19 protein-coding genes are annotated in these 20,872 nt (G+C 72.1%); 12 read left to right on the top strand and 7 right to left on the bottom strand.

What is annotated here, in order from left to right:
• The first annotated feature begins 81 nt into the window (after positions 1–81).
• The 4 genes from MID12_RS09315 to MID12_RS32405 are packed head-to-tail and all read left to right on the top strand — an operon-like array spanning position 82 to position 4,725.
• A complete protein-coding gene (locus tag MID12_RS09315; RefSeq protein ID WP_263166065.1) occupies positions 82–519 on the top strand; it encodes a GPW/gp25 family protein in 438 nt (145 codons plus the stop codon).
• Positions 519–2,480 (top strand): putative baseplate assembly protein, encoded by a 1,962-nt coding sequence (locus tag MID12_RS09310; protein WP_040248821.1) that lies wholly within the window; start codon positions 519–521, stop codon positions 2,478–2,480. Before MID12_RS09315 ends, MID12_RS09310 begins: the two co-directional genes overlap by 1 nt.
• The gene (locus MID12_RS09305; RefSeq protein ID WP_040248819.1) at positions 2,477–3,034 is read left to right on the top strand and encodes a phage tail protein; all 558 of its coding nucleotides are present in this window, start codon (positions 2,477–2,479) and stop codon (positions 3,032–3,034) included. The genes MID12_RS09310 and MID12_RS09305 overlap by 4 nt, the downstream gene beginning before the upstream one ends.
• A complete protein-coding gene (locus MID12_RS32405; protein ID WP_263166060.1) occupies positions 3,031–4,725 on the top strand; it encodes an NADase-type glycan-binding domain-containing protein in 1,695 nt (564 codons plus the stop codon). The genes MID12_RS09305 and MID12_RS32405 overlap by 4 nt, the downstream gene beginning before the upstream one ends.
• Positions 4,726–4,776: 51 nt before the next feature.
• On the opposite strand, the gene MID12_RS09295 is transcribed toward MID12_RS32405, so the two are convergent.
• The 5 genes from MID12_RS09295 to albA all read right to left on the bottom strand — a co-directional run bounded on the left by MID12_RS09295 (position 4,777) and on the right by albA (position 8,775).
• Complete coding sequence (locus MID12_RS09295) at positions 4,777–5,352, bottom strand: Uma2 family endonuclease (protein WP_263166058.1); 576 nt, start codon at positions 5,350–5,352, stop codon at positions 4,777–4,779.
• Between the two features lie 77 nt (positions 5,353–5,429).
• Positions 5,430–6,014, bottom strand: coding sequence for a GNAT family N-acetyltransferase (locus MID12_RS09290; RefSeq protein ID WP_052482215.1), 585 nt, complete (start codon positions 6,012–6,014; stop codon positions 5,430–5,432).
• A gap of 7 nt (positions 6,015–6,021) precedes the next feature.
• On the bottom strand, positions 6,022–6,753 hold the full coding sequence (locus tag MID12_RS09285; RefSeq protein ID WP_040248813.1) for a lasso peptide biosynthesis B2 protein: 732 nt from the start codon (positions 6,751–6,753) through the stop codon (positions 6,022–6,024).
• Complete coding sequence (locus tag MID12_RS09280; RefSeq protein WP_040248810.1) at positions 6,746–8,566, bottom strand: albusnodin/ikarugamycin family macrolactam cyclase; 1,821 nt, start codon at positions 8,564–8,566, stop codon at positions 6,746–6,748. The genes MID12_RS09285 and MID12_RS09280 overlap by 8 nt, the downstream gene beginning before the upstream one ends.
• Before the next feature lie 71 nt (positions 8,567–8,637).
• Positions 8,638–8,775: a lasso peptide albusnodin gene (gene albA, locus MID12_RS09275; protein WP_103055247.1), complete on the bottom strand. Its 138-nt coding sequence runs from the start codon at positions 8,773–8,775 to the stop codon at positions 8,638–8,640.
• 219 nt (positions 8,776–8,994) lie between these two features.
• Here albA and MID12_RS09270 point away from each other — a divergent pair, with 219 nt between their 5' ends.
• On the top strand, positions 8,995–10,305 hold the full coding sequence (locus MID12_RS09270; protein WP_040248806.1) for a helix-turn-helix domain-containing protein: 1,311 nt from the start codon (positions 8,995–8,997) through the stop codon (positions 10,303–10,305).
• Between the two features lie 200 nt (positions 10,306–10,505).
• Entirely contained in the window at positions 10,506–11,090 is a 585-nt protein-coding gene (locus tag MID12_RS09265; RefSeq protein ID WP_263166046.1) for a DinB family protein, read from the top strand.
• Between the two features lie 78 nt (positions 11,091–11,168).
• Here MID12_RS09265 and MID12_RS09260 read toward each other — a convergent pair whose 3' ends face one another.
• Positions 11,169–11,360, bottom strand: a complete 192-nt coding sequence (locus tag MID12_RS09260; RefSeq protein ID WP_040248802.1) for a hypothetical protein — start codon at positions 11,358–11,360, stop codon at positions 11,169–11,171.
• A 12-nt stretch (positions 11,361–11,372) separates the two neighbouring features.
• The gene (locus MID12_RS09255; protein WP_263166042.1) at positions 11,373–12,224 is read right to left on the bottom strand and encodes a helix-turn-helix domain-containing protein; all 852 of its coding nucleotides are present in this window, start codon (positions 12,222–12,224) and stop codon (positions 11,373–11,375) included.
• Between the two features lie 285 nt (positions 12,225–12,509).
• On the opposite strand from MID12_RS09255, the gene MID12_RS09250 reads away from it, so the two are divergent.
• The 6 genes from MID12_RS09250 to MID12_RS09225 all read left to right on the top strand — a co-directional run bounded on the left by MID12_RS09250 (position 12,510) and on the right by MID12_RS09225 (position 20,840).
• Entirely contained in the window at positions 12,510–12,947 is a 438-nt protein-coding gene (locus MID12_RS09250; RefSeq protein WP_040248798.1) for an ATP-binding protein, read from the top strand.
• A gap of 289 nt (positions 12,948–13,236) precedes the next feature.
• On the top strand, positions 13,237–15,093 hold the full coding sequence (locus MID12_RS09245) for a M4 family metallopeptidase (protein ID WP_263166038.1): 1,857 nt from the start codon (positions 13,237–13,239) through the stop codon (positions 15,091–15,093).
• Positions 15,094–15,309: 216 nt separating this feature from the next.
• Positions 15,310–17,409 (top strand): MMPL family transporter, encoded by a 2,100-nt coding sequence (locus tag MID12_RS09240; protein WP_263166035.1) that lies wholly within the window; start codon positions 15,310–15,312, stop codon positions 17,407–17,409.
• 231 nt (positions 17,410–17,640) lie between these two features.
• Positions 17,641–18,660: an AraC family transcriptional regulator gene (locus tag MID12_RS09235; RefSeq protein ID WP_263166033.1), complete on the top strand. Its 1,020-nt coding sequence runs from the start codon at positions 17,641–17,643 to the stop codon at positions 18,658–18,660.
• 123 nt (positions 18,661–18,783) lie between these two features.
• Entirely contained in the window at positions 18,784–20,019 is a 1,236-nt protein-coding gene (locus tag MID12_RS09230) for a hypothetical protein (RefSeq protein ID WP_263166031.1), read from the top strand.
• Positions 20,016–20,840 (top strand): SDR family oxidoreductase, encoded by an 825-nt coding sequence (locus MID12_RS09225; protein WP_263166029.1) that lies wholly within the window; start codon positions 20,016–20,018, stop codon positions 20,838–20,840. The genes MID12_RS09230 and MID12_RS09225 overlap by 4 nt, the downstream gene beginning before the upstream one ends.
• Positions 20,841–20,872: the final 32 nt, after the last annotated feature.

Here is a 20,872-nt window from a genome sequence, read left to right as displayed (position 1 = left end):
GCCCGCACACCGGTGCGCGAGGCGCCGGGAGACGAGATCTGCGCACCGGACACGACACGTACGAAAGGGCGGTGAGGGGCTGTGGCGGAACAGTTCGTCGGGTCCGGGTGGGCTTTCCCGCTGCGGATCGGGCCGACCGGGGGCATCGCCCTGGTCAGCGGGGAGCGCGAGGTCGAGGAGGCGATCCGGCTGGTGCTCGCCACCGCGCCCGGGGAGCGGCCGATGCGCCCCGAATTCGGCTGCGCCATCCACGACCTGGTCTTCGCACCGGTCAACGAGGCCACCGCGGGCCGCATCCAGCACGAGGTCTACGCGAGCCTGGACCGCTGGGAGCCGCGCATCGAGGTGCACGACGTGGAGGTGACCGCGGGCGAGGAGCAGGGCGTGCTCTTCATCGACGTGCGCTACGCGATCCGCGGCACCAACAACCCGCGCAGCCTGGTCTTCCCCTTCTACGTCATCCCCTCCCACGAGGACCCGGACGCCGAATCCGGCGCCCTTTCCGAAAGCGACCGCTGATGGCACTGCCCCAACCCAACCTCGACGACCGCCGCTTCCAGCAGTTCGTGGACGATGCCAAGCGCTACATCCAGCAGCGGGCGCCGGAGTGGACCGACCACAACGTCTCCGACCCGGGGGTGACCCTGGTCGAGACGGTCGCGCACATGGCGGACCAGATCGTCTACCGGCTCAACCGGGTCCCGGAGAAGAACCACCTGGCCTTCCTCGACCTGGTCGGCATCACCCTCTTCCCGCCGTCCGCGGCCCGTACCGACCTCACCTTCTGGCTCTCGGCGCCGCACGAGGACCCGGTGCTGCTGCCGCTGGGCACCGAGGCGGCCACCCTCGGCGGCGACGGCGACGACGCGGTGGTCTTCGCCACCGAACGCGAACTCACCGTCGTGCCCAGCGAGTTGCGGCACCTGGTGGTCCAGCACCAGGGCGAGGCGGTCACCGACCGCACCAGCGACCTCGAAGCGGGCAAGGACCTGCTCTGCTTCGCCGAGGCACCCCGCCCCGGCGACTGCATGCTGCTCGGGCTGAGCGCCGCCGTCCCGCACTGCGCGGTGGCCCTGGAGCTGGACAGCCGGGTGGACGGCGTCGGCGTGGACCCGCGCCAGCCGCCGCTGGTGTGGGAGGCCTGGACCGCGGACGGCTGGCAGGAGTGCGAGCTGGAGCGCGACGGCACCGGCGGCCTCAACCGTCCCGGCGAGCTGATCCTGCACATCCCCGGCGGCCATCTGCTCTCCCGCTCCGGCGGCCAGGAGGCGGGCTGGCTGCGCTGCCGCGTCACCGAACCCCTGCCCGGCCAGCCCTTCTACACCACCTCGCCGACCGTGCGCGCCGCCGAGGCCTTCACCATCGGCGGCACCGCGCCCGCCGTGCACGCCGAGACCGTCGACGACGAGGGCCTCGGCGAGTCCACCGGGCTGCCCGGCCAGCGGCTGCGGCTCGCCCACGCGCCCGTGGTCGGCGACGACCCGCCGCTGCTGCTGCAGAGCGCCGGGCCCGAGGGCGGCTGGCAGGACTGGCGGGTCGTCCCGCACTTCGCCGCCTCCGGCCCCGCCGACCGCCACCTCACCCTGGACGCGGCCACCGGCGAGATCGCCTTCGGCCCCTCGGTCCGCGAACCCGACGGCACCCTGCGCCAGTACGGCGCCGTCCCCGAGAAGGGCGCCGTACTGCGCGCCCGCCGCTACCGCACCGGCGGCGGCCGGAAGGGCAATGTCGCCCGCGGCGCCGTCCGGGTGCTGCGCACCTCCGTCCCGTACGTCTCGGAGGTCGTCAACCGCGAGGCCGCCCGCGGCGGAGTCGACGGCGAGAGCGTCGAGGAGGCCAAGGTCCGCGCCCCGATCACGCTGCGCGCCCAGGAACGCGCCGTGACCCTGCGCGACTACGAGGAACTCGCCCGCCGCGCCGCGCCCGAGACCGCCCGCATCACCTGCCTGGAGGGCAAGGAGAGCGACTACGGCTCCTACGCGGTACGGGTCCTGGTCGTCCCGCAGGCCGTGCCGGACCCCGGCGGACGGCTCCGCTTCGAGCAACTCGTGCCCGGGGACGCCCTGTTGGAGCGCATCACCCGGCACCTGGACGAGCGCAGGCTGATCGGCACCCGGCTCGCCGTGGGCCCGCCGTACTACCAGGGCGTCACCGTGGTCGCCACCGTGCACGCCTTCCGCGGGGTGGACACCGACCGGGTCCGCCGCCAGGCCCACGACGCCCTCTACCGCCACCTCGACCCGCTCACCGGCGGCGCCGACGGCAAGGGCTGGCCCTTCGGCCGCCCGGTCCAGTCCGGCGAGGTCTTCGCGGTGCTGCAACGCGTCCCCGGCGTCGAACTCGTCGACCAGGTCACCCTGCACCCCGCCGACCCGCTGACCGGCAAGCGCGGCGACCCCACCGACCGGATCGACCTGGAGGCCCCGGCCCTGGTCTTCTCCTTCGACCACCGGGTCCGGGTCATCGGGGACGGCTCATGAGGGGCTCGGTGGACGGGCTCGGCTCCTCCGCGCCGATCGGGGCGATGCTGCCCGCGGTCTTCGCCGAGGACGACCTCGCCCAGCGCTTCGTCGGCGGACTCGACGAGGTCCTCGCCCCCATCCTCAACGTCCTCGACTGCCTGCCCGCCTACTTCGACCCCGCTCTCGCCCCGGTCGACTTCACCCGCTGGCTGGCGGGCTGGGTCGGCGCCGAGACCGACGGCAGCGAACCGGAGCCCCGGCTGCGCGCCGCGGTCGCCGCCGCCGCGTATCTGCACCGGGTACGCGGCACCCGGCGCGGACTCGCCGAGACGGTACGGCTGGCCTTCGGCGTGGCACCGGAGATCACCGAGAGCGGCGGCGCCGACTGGAGCGCCCGTCCCCTCGGCCGCTTCCCCGGCGTCCCGCGCCCGAGCCTGCACGTCGCCCTGCGGCTGCCCGACCCGAAACCGGCGGACGCACACCGCCTCTCCGCCCTGGTGGCCGCCGCCCGCCCCGCCCATATGCCCTTCACGGTCAAGGTGACCCCCGCCGAAAGGACTCCGCAGACATGACCTCCCAGAACTGCGCCGAATGCGGCACCCGGGCAGAACCGGGCCAGTCCTTCTGCGACGCCTGCGGCGCGGTCCTGAGCTGGACGGGACGGGGGCCGGGGCGGAGTACGGGGCGTGGGGACGAGGCGACGCCGGGGGGCTCGGCATCCTCGAACTCCCCGGATGCCTCGGGTACTTCGGGTGCCTCGGGTGGGGGCGGTTCGCAGCAGCAGCCCGGGGGGTCGGCGGAGGACGGTCCGTATCGGCGGCCCACCGCGCCCGGAGGTGGTGTTTCCGGCGGTGGTGCTTCCGGCGGTCGCGGGCACTCCGGCGGTGGCGCTCAGTCCGGTGGCGCCGGGCCTTTCGGTGGTGGCGCGCTCCCGCCGCAGGTGCCCGCGCCCGCGCCGCACAGCGCCTCCCTGCCGCTTCCGCCCGAGGCGGGCGGCCCGTCCTCCGGCGCCTCCCCCTCGGGGCAGTCCTCCGGAGTCTCCCGGGCAGGCGCCCAGTCCGCCGGTCCGTACCGGCCGGACAGCCAGCCCTCGGGCCCGTATCGACACGACAACCCGTCCTGGCCCGGGGCCGGTTCGGGTCAAGGTCAACCCAACTCCTCCTGGCCCGCGACCGGTTCGCAGCGGAACGAACCCGACTCCGCCCAGGCAGCAGGCCATCCGGTCCAAGGCGCACCCCAGGGCGGATCCCACCCCCCCCCCCACGCAAACCCCACCCCCCACGCAAACCCCGCCGCCCCGGGACCCCGCCGTGCGGACGAGACCGCGCCCACCGAGCCCGTACCGGCCGCCGGTGAGTCGATGACCGAACGCGTCCGCTCCCTCCTGGTCCCGGTGGAGGACCCGCAGCACCGGCCCGCCCCGGTCCAGTCGGTGGCCCCCGTGCTGCCGGGCCGCCCGCTCGCCGAGCGGCCCCAGGTCCGCGCGCCCGGGTACGAGCAGGGGCACGAGCACGGGCTGCCGTGCCCGTGGTGCGCCACCCCCAACCGCCCCGACCGCCGCTTCTGCACCCGCTGCGCGATGCCGATGGAGCGGAACGGTGCGCAGCAGGCGCAGCACCGCCCGTGGTGGCGCCGGCTGCCGCTCTTCGGCTCCCGCCGGGAGGTCCCCTGGGCGGGCGACCGGCCCCCGCTGCGGCGCGCCTTCGACCGGATCCTGAGCTGGGGCGTCGGCGCCCTCGTCCTCGGCCTGCTGATCTGGGCCGTGCTGAGCATCCCGGCCGGGGTGCAGGCCACCCGGGACCACTTCGCCAAGCGCGCGCCGGTCGCCCCGGACGACATCCGCGCCTCGCGCTCGTACCAGGGTCACCACCCGGACCTGGCCTTCGACAAGGTCAACAACACCTGGTGGGGCCCCGGCGTCTCGCAGACCGGCGAGGGCCAGTGGATCGAGGCCCGCTTCGACCAGCCGACCCGCCTCCTGGACCTGATCATCACCCCCGGCGTCTCCACCAAGGCCGACGAACTCACCAAGTCGGCCCTCCCACACCGCCTCAAGGCCACCATCACCACCAAGGAGGGCAAGACCAAGACCCGTCAACTCACCCTGGACCAGGGCGCCGGAGGCCAGCGCCGCCCCTTCCGCGTCGGCGAGGTGACCAAGGTCCGCTTCACCATCGAGTCCGCGTACGCCACCTCCGCGAAGAAGCAGGTCGCCCTCGCGGAGATCGAGATGTTCGGGCCGTCGAACTCCAGCGGGGGCTGAGCGGCTGCCGGGTGCCTCGCCGTGGACGGGACCGCGGCGGGGTCCGTGGGGTCAGCCGCCGCCTCGGTTGCCGCCGCGCGGCGGGGTCAGCGCGTCCAGGTCCAGCTCGATCGCGAAGGGCACCGGGCGCCGGAGCGAGCCGCGGTGGATCCCGGCGGGGGCGTAGGCGCGGGTCGGCTCGTCCAGCTCGTAGACGTGCACGGCCGGGGACCCGTCCTCGTCCTCGACACACCAGTAGTGCGGAATCCCGGCCTCCGCGTACTTGCGCAGCTTGACCGTACGGTCACGGTGGGCGGACTCGGGGGAGACGACCTCGACGACGAGCCGGACATCCGCCGGGTCGAACCAGGTGCGGTCCGGGTCGTAGGGCTTGGTACTGATCAAGAGGTCCGGCTCCGGGCGGTTGCGGGCATCGAGCCGGATGGTCATCTCGCGCTCCACCTCGAAGCCGGACGGCGCCTGGGCCATGAGAACGGTGGTCAGCGAGGTCACGAGGCGCCCGTGCCAGGACCTCCGCGGCCACATCACGAAGACGAGTGCTCCGTCACTGAGTTCAGTGTGACGGGGCGCCTCGGGGAGGCGGTCCAGGTCATCCGCGAACCAGCCTTCCGCGCGTGGCGGGCGCATCCAGTCGGGCAGTCACGTCGCTTCAACGATCACCGGGGTCGGGACGTCGTGCGTGGCTGTCAACGAAGTCGGCTCCTCTACGGTGCTCGGCGGAGCTGACGGCCACTGGCGCCGGTCAATGCCGCATGCACGGCGGACGGCCCGGTGAAGTCCTTGGCGAGGGCGTCCATGAGGACCTCGTCGCAGACCTTGCCGAGCCAGTACCCGGCTTCCCGCAAGGCACCGACTGTGCGGAAGCCGGCCTTCTCGTAGGCGCGGATGCCCGCGGTGTTGGGCGCGAGGACCTTGAGCCAGACCATCCGCAGGTTGGTGATGTGGAAGGCGTAGTCGAGGGTGAGCTGGGTCGCTGTGGTTCCCAGGCCGCGACCGCGGGCTTCCGGCGCGAGCATGATCACGTACTCGGCGGTGCGTACGGAGTGGTCCGGCAGGAGCGTGGCGACGCCGGCGGGTGTCGGGGTGCTGCTGCACAGGTCGTAGATGGTGAAGCGGATGTTGTCGCCGCGAAGTTGGTGGGCCATGCCCTCGGTGCGGGCTTCGAGGGACTGGGGGCTCTGGCGGCCGTAGCCGACGAGGAGGGTGGGGTCCTGCTCCCACTGCCAGTACGTGTCGACCAGGTCGGCGCGGTAGGGGCCGAGGCCGCAGGTGTCGGTGCTGATCCACAGGGTTTGCTCAGGGCTGGTGCTGATGATGGCCTCCGATGGTGAGTGCGGGCGTGTAGGCGAGCGTCGAGGCGGGCTCGGCGACGGGGGTGCCGTCCTCAGTCTCCACCCAGGCGTGCAGTCGTATGGGGTCCGGGGCGACGCCGTGGCACCAGGTGCTGGACAGCCGCCGCGTGGCCAGGAGGATGACGGTGGCGGCGGATTCTTCCAGGCAGGCGGTCCGGGCCGGGGAGTACCAGCACGCCTGGCGTACGGCGAGGGCGGCGGCCGTCGCCTGAGCCGGGGTGGCCGGTCGGCGGCATGTTGACGCGGCGGCCTTCACCACGGTGGTGAGACGCTGCATCGCGTACCTCGTGGGTCCTGCGGCCTTGATGGCGAGGACGCAGGCCAGTGCGGCGGCTGCGGTGGTGCTGTGGCGGTGCCTCGCTCGGGGTCGGCTGGTCCCGGCGGGGTGCTCGGATCCTCCCCAGCTCGGTGGTGCGGGCGGGGCAGCGACGGGGGCGGTCCAGGGTGTTGCGGTGGGCCTCGGGACGAGGAGTGCGGAGGTCAGGAGCTGGGTGGCGAGGGCGGCGGGCATGGTGTCCAGCCGGCCGGTGCGAGCCGTTGCCGTCCAGTGGGCCGCGGCTGCCGGGAGGAGGCACTGGACGTGGTTGGAGCGGTAGTCGATCAGGACCAGGACATGCCCGAAGTCCAGAGCTCGGACGTGGCGCGGGGCGGTGGCGAATCGTGGCAGTTCAGGCATGAGGGTGCTCCGGCGGTTGTGTAGTCCAAGCCGGGCTCGGCGTGGCGTGGTGCGCGTGGCACCATGCCTCGGCACTCAGAGCCTGTTCGATCGCGGCCAGGGGCATCGGGATGCCGGCGGCGGCCTGGCGAAGGTGGCTGCGGAAGCGGGTCGGTTCGAGGAGTCCGAGGTCGGCCAGGTGGCCGTCGGCCAGAGCCGTGAGGGCGGGAAGGTTGGCGCGCATTCCGGCGTAGTGGTCGGCGTTGAAGCTGCCCTTGGTGCTGCGGCGGGCGACGGCGCCGGGGAGCAGGTCCTGCATCGCGTGGCCGAGGGCGGGCTTGTAGGAGTGGACTGCCGGGCGGTGTGCGATGGGGGTGCGCAGGACGGCGTCGATGGTGCGTGGGTCGAGGAAGGGGTTGTGGAGAGTGGTGCCGTGGGCGTCGGCGAGTTCGGCGTCGGCGGCAGCGGTGCGGGCGACTTCGCGGATCTCGTCGATGAGGACGCGCAGCGACGTGTCCAGGCCGGGCAGCGGATCTGCGGTACTGATTGCCTCGTCGGCCGCGTCGAGCAGCAGCCGTCGGGCCGTGGGTGTGGCCCAGCCGGGCAGCGGCAGGGGCGCGAACCAGGAGACGTTGCCGCGGCCGTCGCCTTGTTGTCCTGCTCCGGCAAGGGCGCGGGCCAGGTCCTGGAGCCCGCTTCGTCGGCTGGTGCGGGCCAGGGTCGCGGCGCCGCGCAGGAGCGGGAGGACGGAGGTGTGGCGAAGCCGTGCCCAGCCGAGGCTCTCGCTCAGCGTCCGTCGCCACTGGCGGTGACGCAGGAGGTCGGCGAGGTGCGCGGGCGGCTGGAACAGGACGCTGTCTCCGCCGTCCCCGGTCATATGGGTCCGGCTGCCCAGGTGCTGGCGCATCCAATCGAGTTGCCAGGCCAAGCGGGCTCGGGTGAGCGTCGAGGGGGCGGGCTCGGTGGTCGGGGGCACGGCGGTGATCTCGGTGTAGGGCAGGTGCTCGGCGGCCAGCGGCAGGAGATGGTGACGGATCCGACCGTGGTGCGCGGCGGCCAGGCGGGCGTACCGCAGGTCCGCGCCGCTCTCGTCGCCCTCGGGGTGGATCGTGATCGCGTTCAGGTGGTGGGACTCGGGCAGACAGACCGCGGCGAGGACGGCAAGGCTGGTGGAGTCCAGTCCTCCCGACAGGTCGCACGACAAGTCCGGGGCCCTGTTCACCCGCAGGGCCACCGCCTCGGTCAGGGCCGTGCGCAGACGGTGGTACGGCTCACCCGGGACCGGATCGGGCCGCCATCGCACGGTGACCCGCAGACGGCTGCCGTCAACGGGGAGTTCGATCCGGCTGCCCAGGGCCAGCTGCTCGATCCCGGCGAAGAAGGTTCGCGTACCGGACAGGGCCGGGACCGACGGAGCAAGTACGGAGCAGGCGAGCCGTTGCCCGTCGATGGGTGCCTCGGTGAGGCGGGCGAGTATCCGGGCGGAGGTGGACCAGGCCCAGCCACCCTGCCACGGCGTCGCATAGACAGGGAGCGCGGCGGCTGGATCGGTGTGCAGCACCGTGCGTTCCGGTTGCTCTTCGACGACCACGTAGACGCCGGGCCAGCGCCAGGTGATGTCGGTCGGCAGTCCGGCGGTGGCCAGGCGGCTCAACTCGCCGTCGGTGGCGCCGCACTCGCCCAGGACCACAAGGCGCCGTTGCCCGTGGTCCGCTGCCACACAGCGTGCCGGGGAGCGTCCGAGCCGCCAGATCGGCGAATCGGTGGCGATGAACTCGGCGTTCCCGGGACGCTGGCGAACCTCTCGTGTGGTGCTGAATCCTCCGAAGATCACGATTGCCTCCAGGCGGGTCGCACGGTGCGGTGGTGGTGCGGCCGCAGGGCAGCACCACCACCGCGGAGGGGTCAGCAGTTGTAGGCGCGTCGCTTGTCCTCGCTCTGGCCTCCGCCCTGGCCCTCGGTCAGTTCGGCGGTGCCGCCAACCTCGATCGGCAGGAGTTCGTCGTCGGAGATGACGGTCTCGGTGCTGAGCAGGCTGTCCATGATCTTCCTTTCGGAGTGCGAATGGAGGGTCACGCCGTCCAGCGCCCCGACTTGGGGATGCTGCGGGCGGCGCAGGTTCAGGACACCGCGGCCCGCCGGGAGGGGCGAGCACGTTCTCGCCGGTCGCACGCCGTTTGCGCATCACGCACACGGCCTCGACGTGTAGTGGCAGCCCGGCTACCGTGAGTTGATCGCTGTCTGGTTCGGCCGGGAGTCGCGATGCACACACACGCACCGAACTGGGACTCTCCTAGGGCACGGGCACTCATCGACGCAGGCGACGTCGGCGGTCTGATCCGCTGGGCGCGCGTCGAGCTCGGGTGGCGGCAGGTCGACCTCGGCAAGGCGACGGGGTACTCGGCCTCGGCCGTATCCCGGCTGGAGACCGCGCATCGCAGCGCCACCGACCTCGACATGCTCCGAAACTTCGCGCAGGCCCTGTTCATCCCTGCGAGCGCACTTGCCGCAGTTCTGCGCGTAACCCCCTCGCTGAGCACTAGGGTTGCTGCCACTGCCGGAAGGCACATCGAAGCCGAAGAGGACCCGATGAGGCGCCGTTCTCTGCTCCAAGCCGCGGGCCTCGCCGTCCCGCTCACCGTCCTGAACGGACTCGACGAGTCGCTCGCCCTACTCCCCGGCCCGACCTCGGCGCCAACCGTCTCGAACCTCATGACCCAGTTCCGGCGAGCACGCGCCCTCTTCGATGTCGGCGACCACAACAAGCTCGTCCTGGCGCTGCCGAACCTCCTCGCGACCGGCCACGCCTGCGCAGAGGACGGCGAAGCCGACGATTACGTACGACTCGCCGCCTGCTACGACCTCGCCACCGAGGTCCTGTCCAAGATCGGCCGCTACTCAGCCAGCAGGATCACCGCCGACCGATCCAACATCTTCTCCGACCTGTCCGGTTCGCCCCTGGCGGCCGCGGCCTCCGCCCGCGCCTTCAGCATCGTCCTGCGCCACGAGGACCGAGGCGCAACCGCACAACGTGTCACCCTTCACGCCGCCGACAAGGTGGAAGCCACCGGGCTGAAAACTCCGGCGCAGGCTGCGACCTTCGCGCAGATACTGTGCACCGTGTCCTACACGGCCGCACAGGCCGGGGACCGCGACCGCGCCCTGGAGATGATCCGCGCCGCGGAACGCGCGGCGAAGCTCCTCGCCGACCGGCATGAGCGCCCGCAGACCCTCAGCGTGACTCCAGCGTCCGTCGCCCTCTACAAGGTCGGGGTCCTCTGGAGCCTCGGCGATGCCGGCGCAGCTGTCCACGCGGGCAAGAACCTCCACCCCGGACAGTTCCCAACTGCCGAGCGTCGGGGCCGACTTCACACGGACATGGCGCGGGCCTGGTGGCAGTGGGGCAAGCCGGAGGAGACCGCAGCGGCCCTGCTGTCCGCTCACCGAGAAGCCCCCGCAGAGGTGCGGGACCGCCCGGGCATCCGCCGCATCGCCACGCAACTCGCCGAACGCCACCCTCGGACCAGCAGCGTCCGCCAGCTCACCGCAGCTCTCCACGCACGCAGCGCCTGAACGCTCGTCCGACCAAGCCATGCTGGACTACCTATCAGCATCTTGCCTCTTGTCGAGGTCACCGCTGCCCCGAAGAAAAAAAAGACCATCACCTGGGAGCCGGTTACCGAACCCATCGGACTCGGCTAGAAGATGAGCTGGGCACGCAGAAATACAGAGAGCACGTCTCAAGCCTCCGCGCTTGGGCAGGCTCGTGCCGCATGATCGACGCATTGGCGAAAGGCGACCTGCTCAAGAGGCTGCGCCGGGACCGTCAGGCGCTGCTCTGGAAGCTCGACGGCTTGTCCGAGTACGACGCGCGCCAGCCCCTGACCGCGACCGGTACCAACCTCCTCGGCCTGGTCAAACACCTGGCCACGGTCGAGGCCAGGTACTTCGGTGAGGTCTTCGACCGCCCCTCGCCGGAGCCGCTGTGCCGGTGGCAGGACTCCGACGGCAGCGACCAATGGGTGGCCAAAGGCGAGACGCGCGGGCAGATCATCGGTTTCTACCGGCGTACGCGGGAACACGCGGACGCGACGATCGACGCGCTCGTCCTCGACGCCCCCGGCCAAGTGCCCTGGTGGTCGGGGCCTGGTCCGAACACGAACCTGTTCGCCGTCCTGGTCCATGTCCTCGGCGAGACCGTCCGGCACGCCGGGCACGCCGACATCCTGCGCGAGAGCGTGGACGGCCGGACCGGAGTGCGCGCCGAGAACGAGCAGCCGATCGACGAGGATGCCCGTGCCGCCCACGTCGCGAAGATCGAGCGGGCCGCAAGGGCAGCCGCGTCGACCACCGCCTAGAAGGCCGTCCCGCGACCTGACGTGCTGAGCGAGCGGCGCTACGGGAAGCCCGCGAGCCCAACCACCCGGGACACCGGCTCAGAGCAGGTGGTCGGCCTTTCCGGCCTTGATGTCGGTGATGAGGGTGCGGAGGGCTTCGCGGGTGTCGGTGAGGTAGTGGTCCTCTTGGCCGTTGACGGTTATGTAGGCGTTGCCTTCGGCGTCGGTGCCGAGGCGGAAGCAGGAGTTTCCTTCAGCGCAGAAGGGAGCTTCCCAGGTGATGTCCGGCATCGAGGCCTCTCCTCAGAGTTGGCGGGCGATCTCGCGGATCATGTCACGCGACCGTTCCGGCGACAGAGCCAACTCCTGCAACCGATCCAACTGGGCTCGGTATTTCCCCAGCTGTCCATCGGCGTAGAGAAAAGCTGGACCATGCGAGCTGTCCACCTGAACCGTGTCCAGCTGCGGGACAGGGCCTTCGGCATACAGCACTGTCTGACCAGCACCCGGGAAGCCGCCATGGGCGAAAGGAACGACGAGCAGTTCCATGTCATCACGTTCGGAAGAGGCGAGCAGCGACGAGAGCTGGGCTCGCGCTACCTCGGGTCCGCCGAACTGCATGCGGAGAGCTGCCTCATGGATGAGAGCGGTGTACGTCGATCGCGTGCCGTCGGTAGCGACGTCCTGCCGTTCCGCTCGATGGGCGAGCCGCAAACCGATCTCATGCTCGGGCAACGGGGGAACGGCGGCACGGAAGATCGCGAGCGCATAGTCGGAAGTCTGCAGCAGCCCGGGGATGTGGATGGTGTTCCAGGTCCTCATACGAGAGGCATTCGCTTCCAACTCTGCCAAATCGAGGAAGCCTTGAGGGAGGATCCCTCGGTAGCGCTCCCACCACCCCGTGCTGCTTGGCTGCGCCATCTCGATCAGAGCGTCGACGTAACTTGCATCCGTCACCTCACAGTTATGGGCGAGTGTGCGGAGTCGATCGGCGCTGATACTCCTGACGCCGGACTCCATATTGGAGATCTTTCCGCGGTCCACTCCCAGCAGGCCTGCCGCGAACTCCGCTGACATACCTGCGGCGTTGCGGATCCGCCGCAGCTCGCTGCCGAGCCGCCTCTGCCGTTCAGTCGGCGTAGCCCTCTGCGGCATGTCACTCCCTCTCCTTCAGCCGTGATCAGCATGCCGCAAGGGCTACAGGTTCCCCAGTGAGTGGCAAATATCTCGAAGCAGGTGGCAAATCTACCACCGCATGGCTTACCTTCAGTGAGACATCAGACGCGCACCGCAACACCCGGAAGCGCACCGCGCGAGCATGCCCACTCGTCCTGGGGTGAGGTCTGCCCGCGTCCAGGGCGGTAGGCCACCGGTCGCGTGCGGCGCCGGTGCGTCAGTGCCCCGAAACCCCAACACCCCACCACCTCAACGGAGTTCGCCATGCCCGAAATCCCGCTCGTACCCTCCCTCTGGCGCTTTCCCGCTCGGCCCGCCTCCGTGGCGCGGGCCCGGCGGGCGGTGGTCGAGGCGCTTCCCCGGGGGTTGTGGCCCCAGATCGGTGAGGATCTGCACCTGCTGACCTCGGAGTTGGTGACCAATGCCGTACGGCATGGTGCGCGGGCCGGGGAGGAGGAGCTGGTGGAGATGGTGCTCTGGCCCGCGGACGGGCACTACTGGCTCGCCGTCTCGGATCCGGGGGAGGGCGGCGAGTCGGCGGCTCGGATGTCCGAGGTGGGGTGGCCGAGCGCGGACAGTGAGAGCGGCCGGGGGCTGGTCCTCGTCGATCACCTCGCTGCCACCTGGGCCGTGCGCCCGCGGCCCGTCCGCGGCAAGTCGGTCATCGCGGGCCTGCCGCTGCCCGGTGGCGGTTGGGTGTGAATCGCTCCCTCCTGTCGGGCAACCCAGACCCGACTTATGCCCTCTTGCTGGGAGCAGGGCGCTTCACCATGCCTTCACGGAAGCACCCGTGGTCATTCAACTGTCACACAGAGTCGGGCAATTGTTAATTACGGGGCATGGGCGGGTAAAAGCCGCCTAGCGGTATAGACATGTGCATGCCAGGCGTTGCAGGGTCTGTGCGGGACCGACCGGGTCCCCGCGGCCCCCAGGGCGCCGCGCGTACGAGTGGCTGGTGCCCCCGCCACCACGCAGCGCAAAGGAAGTGCACGTGCGTAGACCCCACATACGCCGTCTGTCCATAGCCGTCGCCGTGACCACGGCCGCGACGCTCACCGCCGGAGCGGCGGGCTCCGCGCTCGCCTCTCCCGCCTCCCCGGCCGAGTCCGCCGCCTCGGCCGGTGCGCGGGGCGGGCTCTCGCAGCAGGCCGCCAAGTCGGCGGTCGCGGCCGCCACCAAGGCCGCCGTCGCCCACGCCGCCGCGACCGGGGTCGGCAAGAAGGACAAGCTCAAGGCCGTCGACGCCCTGGTGGACGCGAACGGCAAGCAGCACGTCCGCTTCGTCCGCACCCACCAGGGGCTGCCGGTGCTCGGCGGCGACCTCGTCGTCCACCTCAGCGCCAAGTCCGCGTACCTGGGCGTGACCCGCGCCTACGCGCACAAGGTCGGCGTGAAGTCGACCAGGCCCGGGCTGACCGAGGGCCAGGCCCGGCAGAAGGCGGCCGAGGCCGCGAAGGGCGAGGCGGGCGAGGCCGAACTCGTCCTCAGCGCACGGGAGTCGGGCACCGCGCTCGCCTACCGGGTGCAGGTCGGCGGCAGCGGCAGCGCCGAGGGCGGGCTGAGCGAGGTCGTCCTCGACGCCGCCACCGGCAGGATCCTCAGCAACGCCCCGGTCGACGAGGCCTTCCTCTCGCCCGCGGTGAAGGAGAAGCTGCGCGCGCAGGGCGACACCGTCGACCCGCAGACCGTGCCCGCCAAGGGCGCCCCGACCGGTGCGGCGAGCGTCAGCCCCCGTACCCCGGCCGACTTCCCCTCGGCCGCCAAGGGCGAGGGGACCTCCTTCTTCGTCGGCAAGGTGCAGCTGTCCACCACGCAGACCGCCGCGAACTCGTACACGCTGAAGGACAGCACCCGCGGTGGCACCGAGACCCGCGACGCGGGCGGCGCCGAGCTGGAGGACTTCGCCAAGGCCAAGGCCTTCACGGACAAGGACAACAAGTGGGGTGACGGCTCGGTCAAGGACCCGGCCACCGCCGCCGTCGACGCCCAGTACGGCATCACCAACACCCTGGACTTCTACCGGAAGACCCTCGGCCGCAAGGGCATCAAGAACGACGGCAAGGGCGCGCACGCGCTCGTCCACTACGGCGACAAGGTCGGCAACGCCTTCTGGTCACCGGACTGCGCCTGCATGCTCTACGGGGACGGCGACGGCAAGGACTTCACCAAGCCGCTGGTCGTCCTCGACGTCACCGGCCACGAGCTGACCCACGGCGTCGTCGAGGCCACCGCCGCCCTGGAGCCCACCCGCGTCGACGGCGCGGGCACCCAGTACGGCGAACCCGGCGCCCTCAACGAGTCGCTCGCCGACATCTTCGGCGCCAACGTCGAGTTCTCCACCGGCAACAAGAGCACCCCGCCCAACTACCTGATCGGCGAACAGCTCGGCCTGGAGCAGAAGTTCCTCCGCCGCCTCGACAAGCCCTCCCTCGACAAGCTCGAAGGCACCATCGACTACTGGTCGAAGGACGCCTACGACACCGAGGTGCACGCCGGTTCCGGGGTCTCCTCGCTGGCGTACTACCTGCTCGCCGAGGGCAGCGGCAAGAAGACCATCGGGACGGTGGACTACGACGCGGCCACCCACGACGGCTCCCAGGTCACCGGCATCGGCCGGGACAAGGCGACCAAGATCTTCTACCAGGCGCTGACCCGCTACATGGTCTCCACGACCGACTTCCACCAGGCCCGCAAGGCGACCCTCAGCGCCGCCGCCGACCTGTACGGGAAGGACAGCACCGAGTACAAGACGGTCGACGCGGCCTGGTCCGGCGTCAACGTCACCGCGGCCAACACCCCCAAGGCCCCCAAGGCTTCCAAGGCCCCCAAGTCCCGTACGTCCCCCTGACGTTCACCCGAACCGGGCCCGGTCGGCCCACCCCCTCCGGCCGGTCCGCCCCGGCGCCCCCTCGCGACCCCCGTGCGCGAGGGGGCGCCGCTTTCGTGAGCGCGGGGGTTCGAGTGGCGATGCGGTGGCATACGTCTCTCCGACGCCGGCCGCGTTCCTGTGCGGAGCGCCGCCGCTGTCCGTGCCGTTGTACGTGCCGTTCGTGGGGAGTTGCCGGTGGAGAGGCTGACCGACTGGGTGCTCAGGCGCCGGTTGCTGGTGGCCGGGATCTGGCTGGTGACGGCCCTGGCCGGGGCGCTGCTCGCCCCGGCCACCACGGACCGGCTGAGCTATACCTTCGCGCTGCCGGGGCAGCCCGGGTACGAGACCAATGTGCGGATCGCCGAGACCTACCGCGGCGGGGGCTCCACCGACCCGCTCGCGGCGGTCGTCGAGGGGGCGGACGCCCCGCGGCGGGCCGCGGCGCTCGGCCGGGCGGTGCGCGAGGCGGTGCCGGGGACCCGGGTGGTCACGGCCGCGGAACCGGGGGCCGGGGCGCTGACCGCGAAGGACGGCCGGACCTCGGTGGCCCTGCTGTATCCGCCGGTGACGCCCGGTGCCGAACCGTATGCCGCCGCCCAGCCGCGGGTGGAGGCCGTGGTCGAACGGGCCGGTGCGGGCGTCGAGTTGACCGGATTCCTGCTGCTGGCCGAGGGCGGGAACGGCGAGGACGACCGGGGCGTGCTCATCGAGGTCGTCCTCGGGGCCGCCGGGGCACTGGTGGTCCTGGCGCTCGTCTTCGGCTCGCTGCTCGCCGGGGTGCCGCTGCTCGTGGCGGCCGTGTCCATCCTCGCCACCTTCCTCGCGCTCCTCGGGCTGACCACCCTCACCGATGTCTCCTTCGTGGTGCAGTACCTGGTCGGCCTGATCGGTCTCGGCGTCGCCATCGACTACTCCCTCCTCGTGGTGACCCGCTGGCGCGAGGAGCGCGCGGAGGGCCGCGAGAACGACGCGGCGGTACGGGAGGCCATGCGCACCGCGGGGCGCTCGGTCCTCTTCAGCGGGGTGACGGTGGCCGTCTCGCTGGCGGCGCTGGTCCTGGTCCCGCTGCCGTTCCTGCGCAGCATCGGGCTCGGCGGCCTGCTCATCCCCCTGCTCAGCGTGGCCACTTCGCTCACCCTGGTGCCCGCCCTGCTCAGCGCCTGGGGGCCGCGCTTGCAGTGGCCGCGCCGCAAGCCCGCGGACGGCTGGTCCCGCTTCTGGGCGGCGATCGCCCGCGGGGTGCTGCGGCGGCGGCTGCGTACCGTCCTCGGCTGCGCCGCGCTCCTGCTCGCGCTGGGCGTCCCGGTCCTCGGCCTCTCGCTCGGCTCGCCGCAGCTCAGCGGGCTCAGCTCGGACAGCCCCGCCTCACGCGCGGCGACGGCGGCGGTCGAGGGCGGGGTGCCCGAGGGGTTCCTGCGGCCGGTCGAGGTGCTGGCGCCGTGCGGCGCGGGTGGTCAACTGACGGGCGAGCTACGGGAGGTGCCGGGGGTCGCCGCGGCGGCGGCCCCGCGCGCGGGGGGCTGGTCGGCGGACGGCGACTGCCTGCTCCAGGTCTATCTGGAGCGCGATCCGGCGAGCGGAGCGGGCAAGGCCGCACTGGACCGGATCCGCGAGGCGGTCGACGAGCACGGCGGCGGCGCGCGGGTGGGCGGCAGCCCCGCCGAGGACGCGGACTTCGTGCACGCCGTCTACCGGGACGTCGTCTGGGTGGTGCTCGCCGTGGTCGTGGTGACCTTCCTGCTCCTGGCGAAGGCCCTGCGCTCGCTGTGGCTCCCGGTGAAGGCGCTGGTGCTCAACGCGGTCTCGCTCGCCGCGGCCTACGGCGTCACCGTACTGATCTGGCAGCACGGCTGGGGCTCCGAACTGCTCTTCGGGCAGCAGGCCAGCGGGGCGGTGACCACCTGGGTGCCGATCGCCGTCTTCGCCTTCCTCTTCGGGCTGTCGATGGACTACGAGGTGTTCATCCTGGCCCGGATGCGCGAGTCCTACGACGCGCACGGGGACACCGGCCGCGCCGTGGTCGACGGCATCGCGCGCACCGGCAGGCTGGTCACCAGCGCCGCGCTGATCCTCTTCCTGGCGTTCGTCGCCCTGGCCACCGTGCCGGCCGTGGAGGTCAAGATCCTCGCCACGGCCCTCGCCCTCGGCATCGTCATCGACGCCGTGATCGTCCGCGGCCTGCTCGCCCCCGCGCTCGTCGGCCTCTTCGGACGGATCAACTGGACGCTGCCCGGCCGGCTGGCCCGGCTGCTGCGCATCGGCGGGACCACCGGCTCACCGGGGCGCCCGGGGTGACCGGGGACCGGGGACTGCTCGCTGACGACCGGTGACCGCTGACCGGTGGGCCGCTGACCGTCGCCGAGTGCGGCCCCGCCGACTGCCGCGTACGCCCCGGCGGGGCCGTGAACCTCAGCCGCAGTGGCCCTCGTTGAGGATCCAGGTGTCCTCGATCCGGGCGCGCCAGGTGACGCACTCGCCCCGGGCGGGGAGGTACACCGGTCCCGCGTACGCGGCTACCATCCCCCGATGAGCGCGATGATCCGGGGAGCCAGCCTGCGCGGTTTCGCGGCCCTCGTCGAGCAACTCGGCGGCGATCCGGGGGAGTTCCTGGCGCGGTTCGCGATCCCGGCCGAGGCGCTGACCTCCGAGGAGGGGCTGATCCCGATCACCGGCCACGACCTGATGCTGGACGCGGTCGCCCGGGACCTCGGCTGCCCCGACTTCGGCCTCCGGCTCGCCGACGACCAGGATCTGAGCATCCTCGGCCGGCTGGCGGTGGCGATCCAGGCCTCCTCCACGGTGGCCGAGGCGCTGGAGTGCGCCTCGCGCTTCCTGTTCGTGCACAGCCCGGCGCTGAGCATCGCCGTGGAGGCGGATCCGCGCGGGCGCCGCGAGGTCGTCGCGCTGACCTACCGCAAGGATCTGCGCGAGTCGCCGTACTCCCCGCAGGCCATGGAGCTGGGGCTCGGACTCTTCCACCGGGTGGCGGTGGCGCTGGTCGGGAGCCTGTCCGGGCTCCGGTCGGTGGAGCTGCCGCACCAGCCGCTGTCGCCGGTCGCGCGCTATACGGAGTTCTTCGGCGCCCAGGTGCGGTTCGGGTGCCCGAGCGCCGCGCTGCGGGTGGAACGGCGGGTCCTCGACGAGGAGTTCCGGGGCGCGGACGCGGCGATCCGGCGGCTCGCCGTCGACTACCTGGCCGGGCACCACACCGACCCGGAAGGCCTGGTCGCCACCCATGTCCGCCGGGCGCTGACCGCGAGCGTCGGCACCACCCCGCCGGTGCTCGCCCATATCGCCCGGCTCCTGCGGATGCATCCGCGCACGCTGCAACGCAGGCTCGCCGCGGAGTCGACCGGCTTCGAGGAGATCCTTCAGGACGTACGGCGGGACCTCGCGCTGCGGTATCTGACCACCACCGATCTGCCGCTCGGGCAGGTGGCCGCGATGGCGGGCTTCGCCGACCAGTCCGCACTGAGCCATGCGGTACGGCGCTGGCGGGGGACCAGCCCCGGCGAGGTACGACGCCGGACGCGCGGCGGGGCTTGAGGGCGGTGACCCAGGAGGCCGCCCCCGCTGCGCAGCCGCTCCGGAGATTGTCGCGCTGGAACAAGTACCGCCCCGCCCGGGCGGGCATCCTGCTGGCCCGACGAGGAGAGCGAGGAGCGGCTCATGGCGACCACCGGCACCGACCGCCCGACCGGGAGCGACCGTCCGACCGGCACCGGTCACCCGCCAGGTACCGGTCACCCGACCGACACCAGCCGTCGGACCGACACCAGCCACCCGACCGGAACCGACCAACTCACCGCGATCGGTGCCCGCCCGATCCCCGAGTTCGACGGCGTCCACGAGGTGTGGCCGCGTGGCGAACGGCTGCGGGCGGTCCGCGAAGCCGCCGCGGCGTACAAGGAGCGCTTCACGGCGCAGGGCCGGGTGCGCGCGGTGCGGTCGGTGGACATCGCCGCGGCGCCCTATCCGGTCAAGTACGCCTTCCACAACGCCGTTTCGGTGCCCACGCTGCCGCTGATCTCGATGATCAACCGGATGATCGTCGTGCAGTACGAGGACTTCGGCGGCCGGGCCCGCACCCTGGTCTTCGAGCCGACGGTGCCGGACGGCTCCGCGGAGGCGCCCTTCTACCGCAACCTGCAGAAGCTCACCGACCGGGTCCCCGGCGGCAAGCTGATCGAGCGCGCCCTCGTCCGCTACTACGCCGAACCCGGCGACGTACTGCGGAAGTTGAAGCTGACCCCGGAGGACATCGACTTCTGCACCTTCGACCATCTGCATGTCCAGGACCCGCGGATGATCCTGGGCTCCACCGAGGTCGTCGAGGGCGAAACCGCCCCGCGCAAGCCGCTGTTCGGCGAGGCGAGGATGCTGGTGCAGCGCCGCGAGCTGGCGACCCTGGAGTCGCTGCACCCGATGCAGTGGGCCTGGTACGTCGAGGGCGGGCTCGGCGGCGTCGACCGGGAGAGGTTCGCCGTCCTCGACGGGGATGTCGAACTCGGCCCGGGCGTCGCGCTGTTGTGGACCCCCGGGCACACCGACGGCAACCACTCGCTGCTGCTGAACACGCCCGACGGGGTGTGGGTCTCCTCCGAGAACGGCATCGCGCTGGACAACTGGCAGCCGGAGCTGTCGAAGATCCCCGGCGTGCGCCGCTACCACGAGGACTTCGGCCGCGAGATCTGCCCCAACGCCAACACGCTTGAGGACTCGCTCGACCAGTACGACTCGATGGTCAAGGAGAAGACCCTCGCCGACCGGTGCGCGGCGGACCCGCGCTGGCTGCAGATCCTGCCCTCCACCGAACTCGCCCCGTGGAAGCGGTTCTGGCCGGTGGTGCCCACCTACGTCCACGGCGGGATCGCCTACGGCGAGATCCAGGGCGGCCGCCGGTGAGCCGCGACCCCGCCGGAGCGGTGGTCACCGGGGCGGGCCGCGGCCTCGGGGGGCTGATCGCCGGTGCCCTGGTCGAGCGCGGCCACCGGGTCCTGGTCACCGACCTCGACGCGGAGGCGGCCCGTGCCACGGCGGCCGCGCTCGGCCCCGAGGTCGGCTGGGCCGCCGTCGACGTACGGGACGAGGCCCAGGTCACCGCGGCACGGGACCGCGCCCTGGCGGAAGCAGGCCGCCTCGACGTCTGGGTCAACAACGCCGGGGTGCTCGCCACCGGGCCCGCCTGGGAGCAACCCCCGGACGTACGCCGCCTGATGATCGAGGTCAACGCGCTCGGCACCGTCAACGGCACGGTCGCCGCGATCGGGGCCATGCGGGAGACCGGCGGCCACATCGTGAACGTGGTCTCGCTGGCGGGGCTGACCGCGGTGCCGGGTGAGGCGGTGTACGCGGCGTCCAAGCACGCCGCCCTCGGCTTCAGCCTGAGCACCCTCGCCGATCTGCGGCTCGCCGGGATCAAGGGGATCGACATCTCCTGCGTCTGCCCGGACGGCATCTGGACCCCGATGCTCCACGACAAGCTCGACGACCCCGCCTCGGCGCTGTCCTTCTCCGGCAAGCTGCTCCGGCCCGAGGAGGTCGTCGCGGCGGTACGCGGGGTCCTCGACCGCCCGCGCCCGGTCACCGCCGTCCCGCGCCGGCGGGGACTCCAGGTGCGGCTCGCGGACGCCCTGCCCTCGCTCGGGCTGCGCGCCCTTCCGCTGGCGGTCGCGCGGGGACGGCGGGTGCAGCGGAGGATGCTGGCGCGGCGCCGGGCGGGGTAGGGGGCCGGTCGCACTTCGCCGCCTCGCCGCAC

The organism is Streptomyces sp. SCSIO ZS0520, from assembly GCF_025643355.1.
Lineage (GTDB): Bacteria > Actinomycetota > Actinomycetes > Streptomycetales > Streptomycetaceae > Streptomyces > Streptomyces physcomitrii.
The sequence above is the reverse complement of the archived record's forward strand: the minus strand, read 5'-3'. Positions and strand labels throughout refer to the sequence as shown.

Coding starts and splice junctions, on each gene's coding strand:
- MID12_RS09270 (WP_040248806.1), top strand. CDS start 8,995: ATGCACACACACGCACCGAACTGGGACTCTCCTAGGGCACGGGCACTC.
- MID12_RS09310 (WP_040248821.1), top strand. CDS start 519: ATGGCACTGCCCCAACCCAACCTCGACGACCGCCGCTTCCAGCAGTTC.
- MID12_RS09295 (WP_263166058.1), bottom strand. CDS start 5,352: ATGCGCCCGCCACGCGCGGAAGGCTGGTTCGCGGATGACCTGGACCGC.
- MID12_RS09285 (WP_040248813.1), bottom strand. CDS start 6,753: ATGCCTGAACTGCCACGATTCGCCACCGCCCCGCGCCACGTCCGAGCT.
- MID12_RS09305 (WP_040248819.1), top strand. CDS start 2,477: ATGAGGGGCTCGGTGGACGGGCTCGGCTCCTCCGCGCCGATCGGGGCG.
- MID12_RS09260 (WP_040248802.1), bottom strand. CDS start 11,360: ATGCCGGACATCACCTGGGAAGCTCCCTTCTGCGCTGAAGGAAACTCC.
- MID12_RS09250 (WP_040248798.1), top strand. CDS start 12,510: ATGCCCGAAATCCCGCTCGTACCCTCCCTCTGGCGCTTTCCCGCTCGG.
- MID12_RS09235 (WP_263166033.1), top strand. CDS start 17,641: ATGAGCGCGATGATCCGGGGAGCCAGCCTGCGCGGTTTCGCGGCCCTC.
- MID12_RS09255 (WP_263166042.1), bottom strand. CDS start 12,224: ATGCCGCAGAGGGCTACGCCGACTGAACGGCAGAGGCGGCTCGGCAGC.
- MID12_RS32405 (WP_263166060.1), top strand. CDS start 3,031: ATGACCTCCCAGAACTGCGCCGAATGCGGCACCCGGGCAGAACCGGGC.
- MID12_RS09265 (WP_263166046.1), top strand. CDS start 10,506: ATGATCGACGCATTGGCGAAAGGCGACCTGCTCAAGAGGCTGCGCCGG.
- MID12_RS09230 (WP_263166031.1), top strand. CDS start 18,784: ATGGCGACCACCGGCACCGACCGCCCGACCGGGAGCGACCGTCCGACC.
- albA (WP_103055247.1), bottom strand. CDS start 8,775: ATGGACAGCCTGCTCAGCACCGAGACCGTCATCTCCGACGACGAACTC.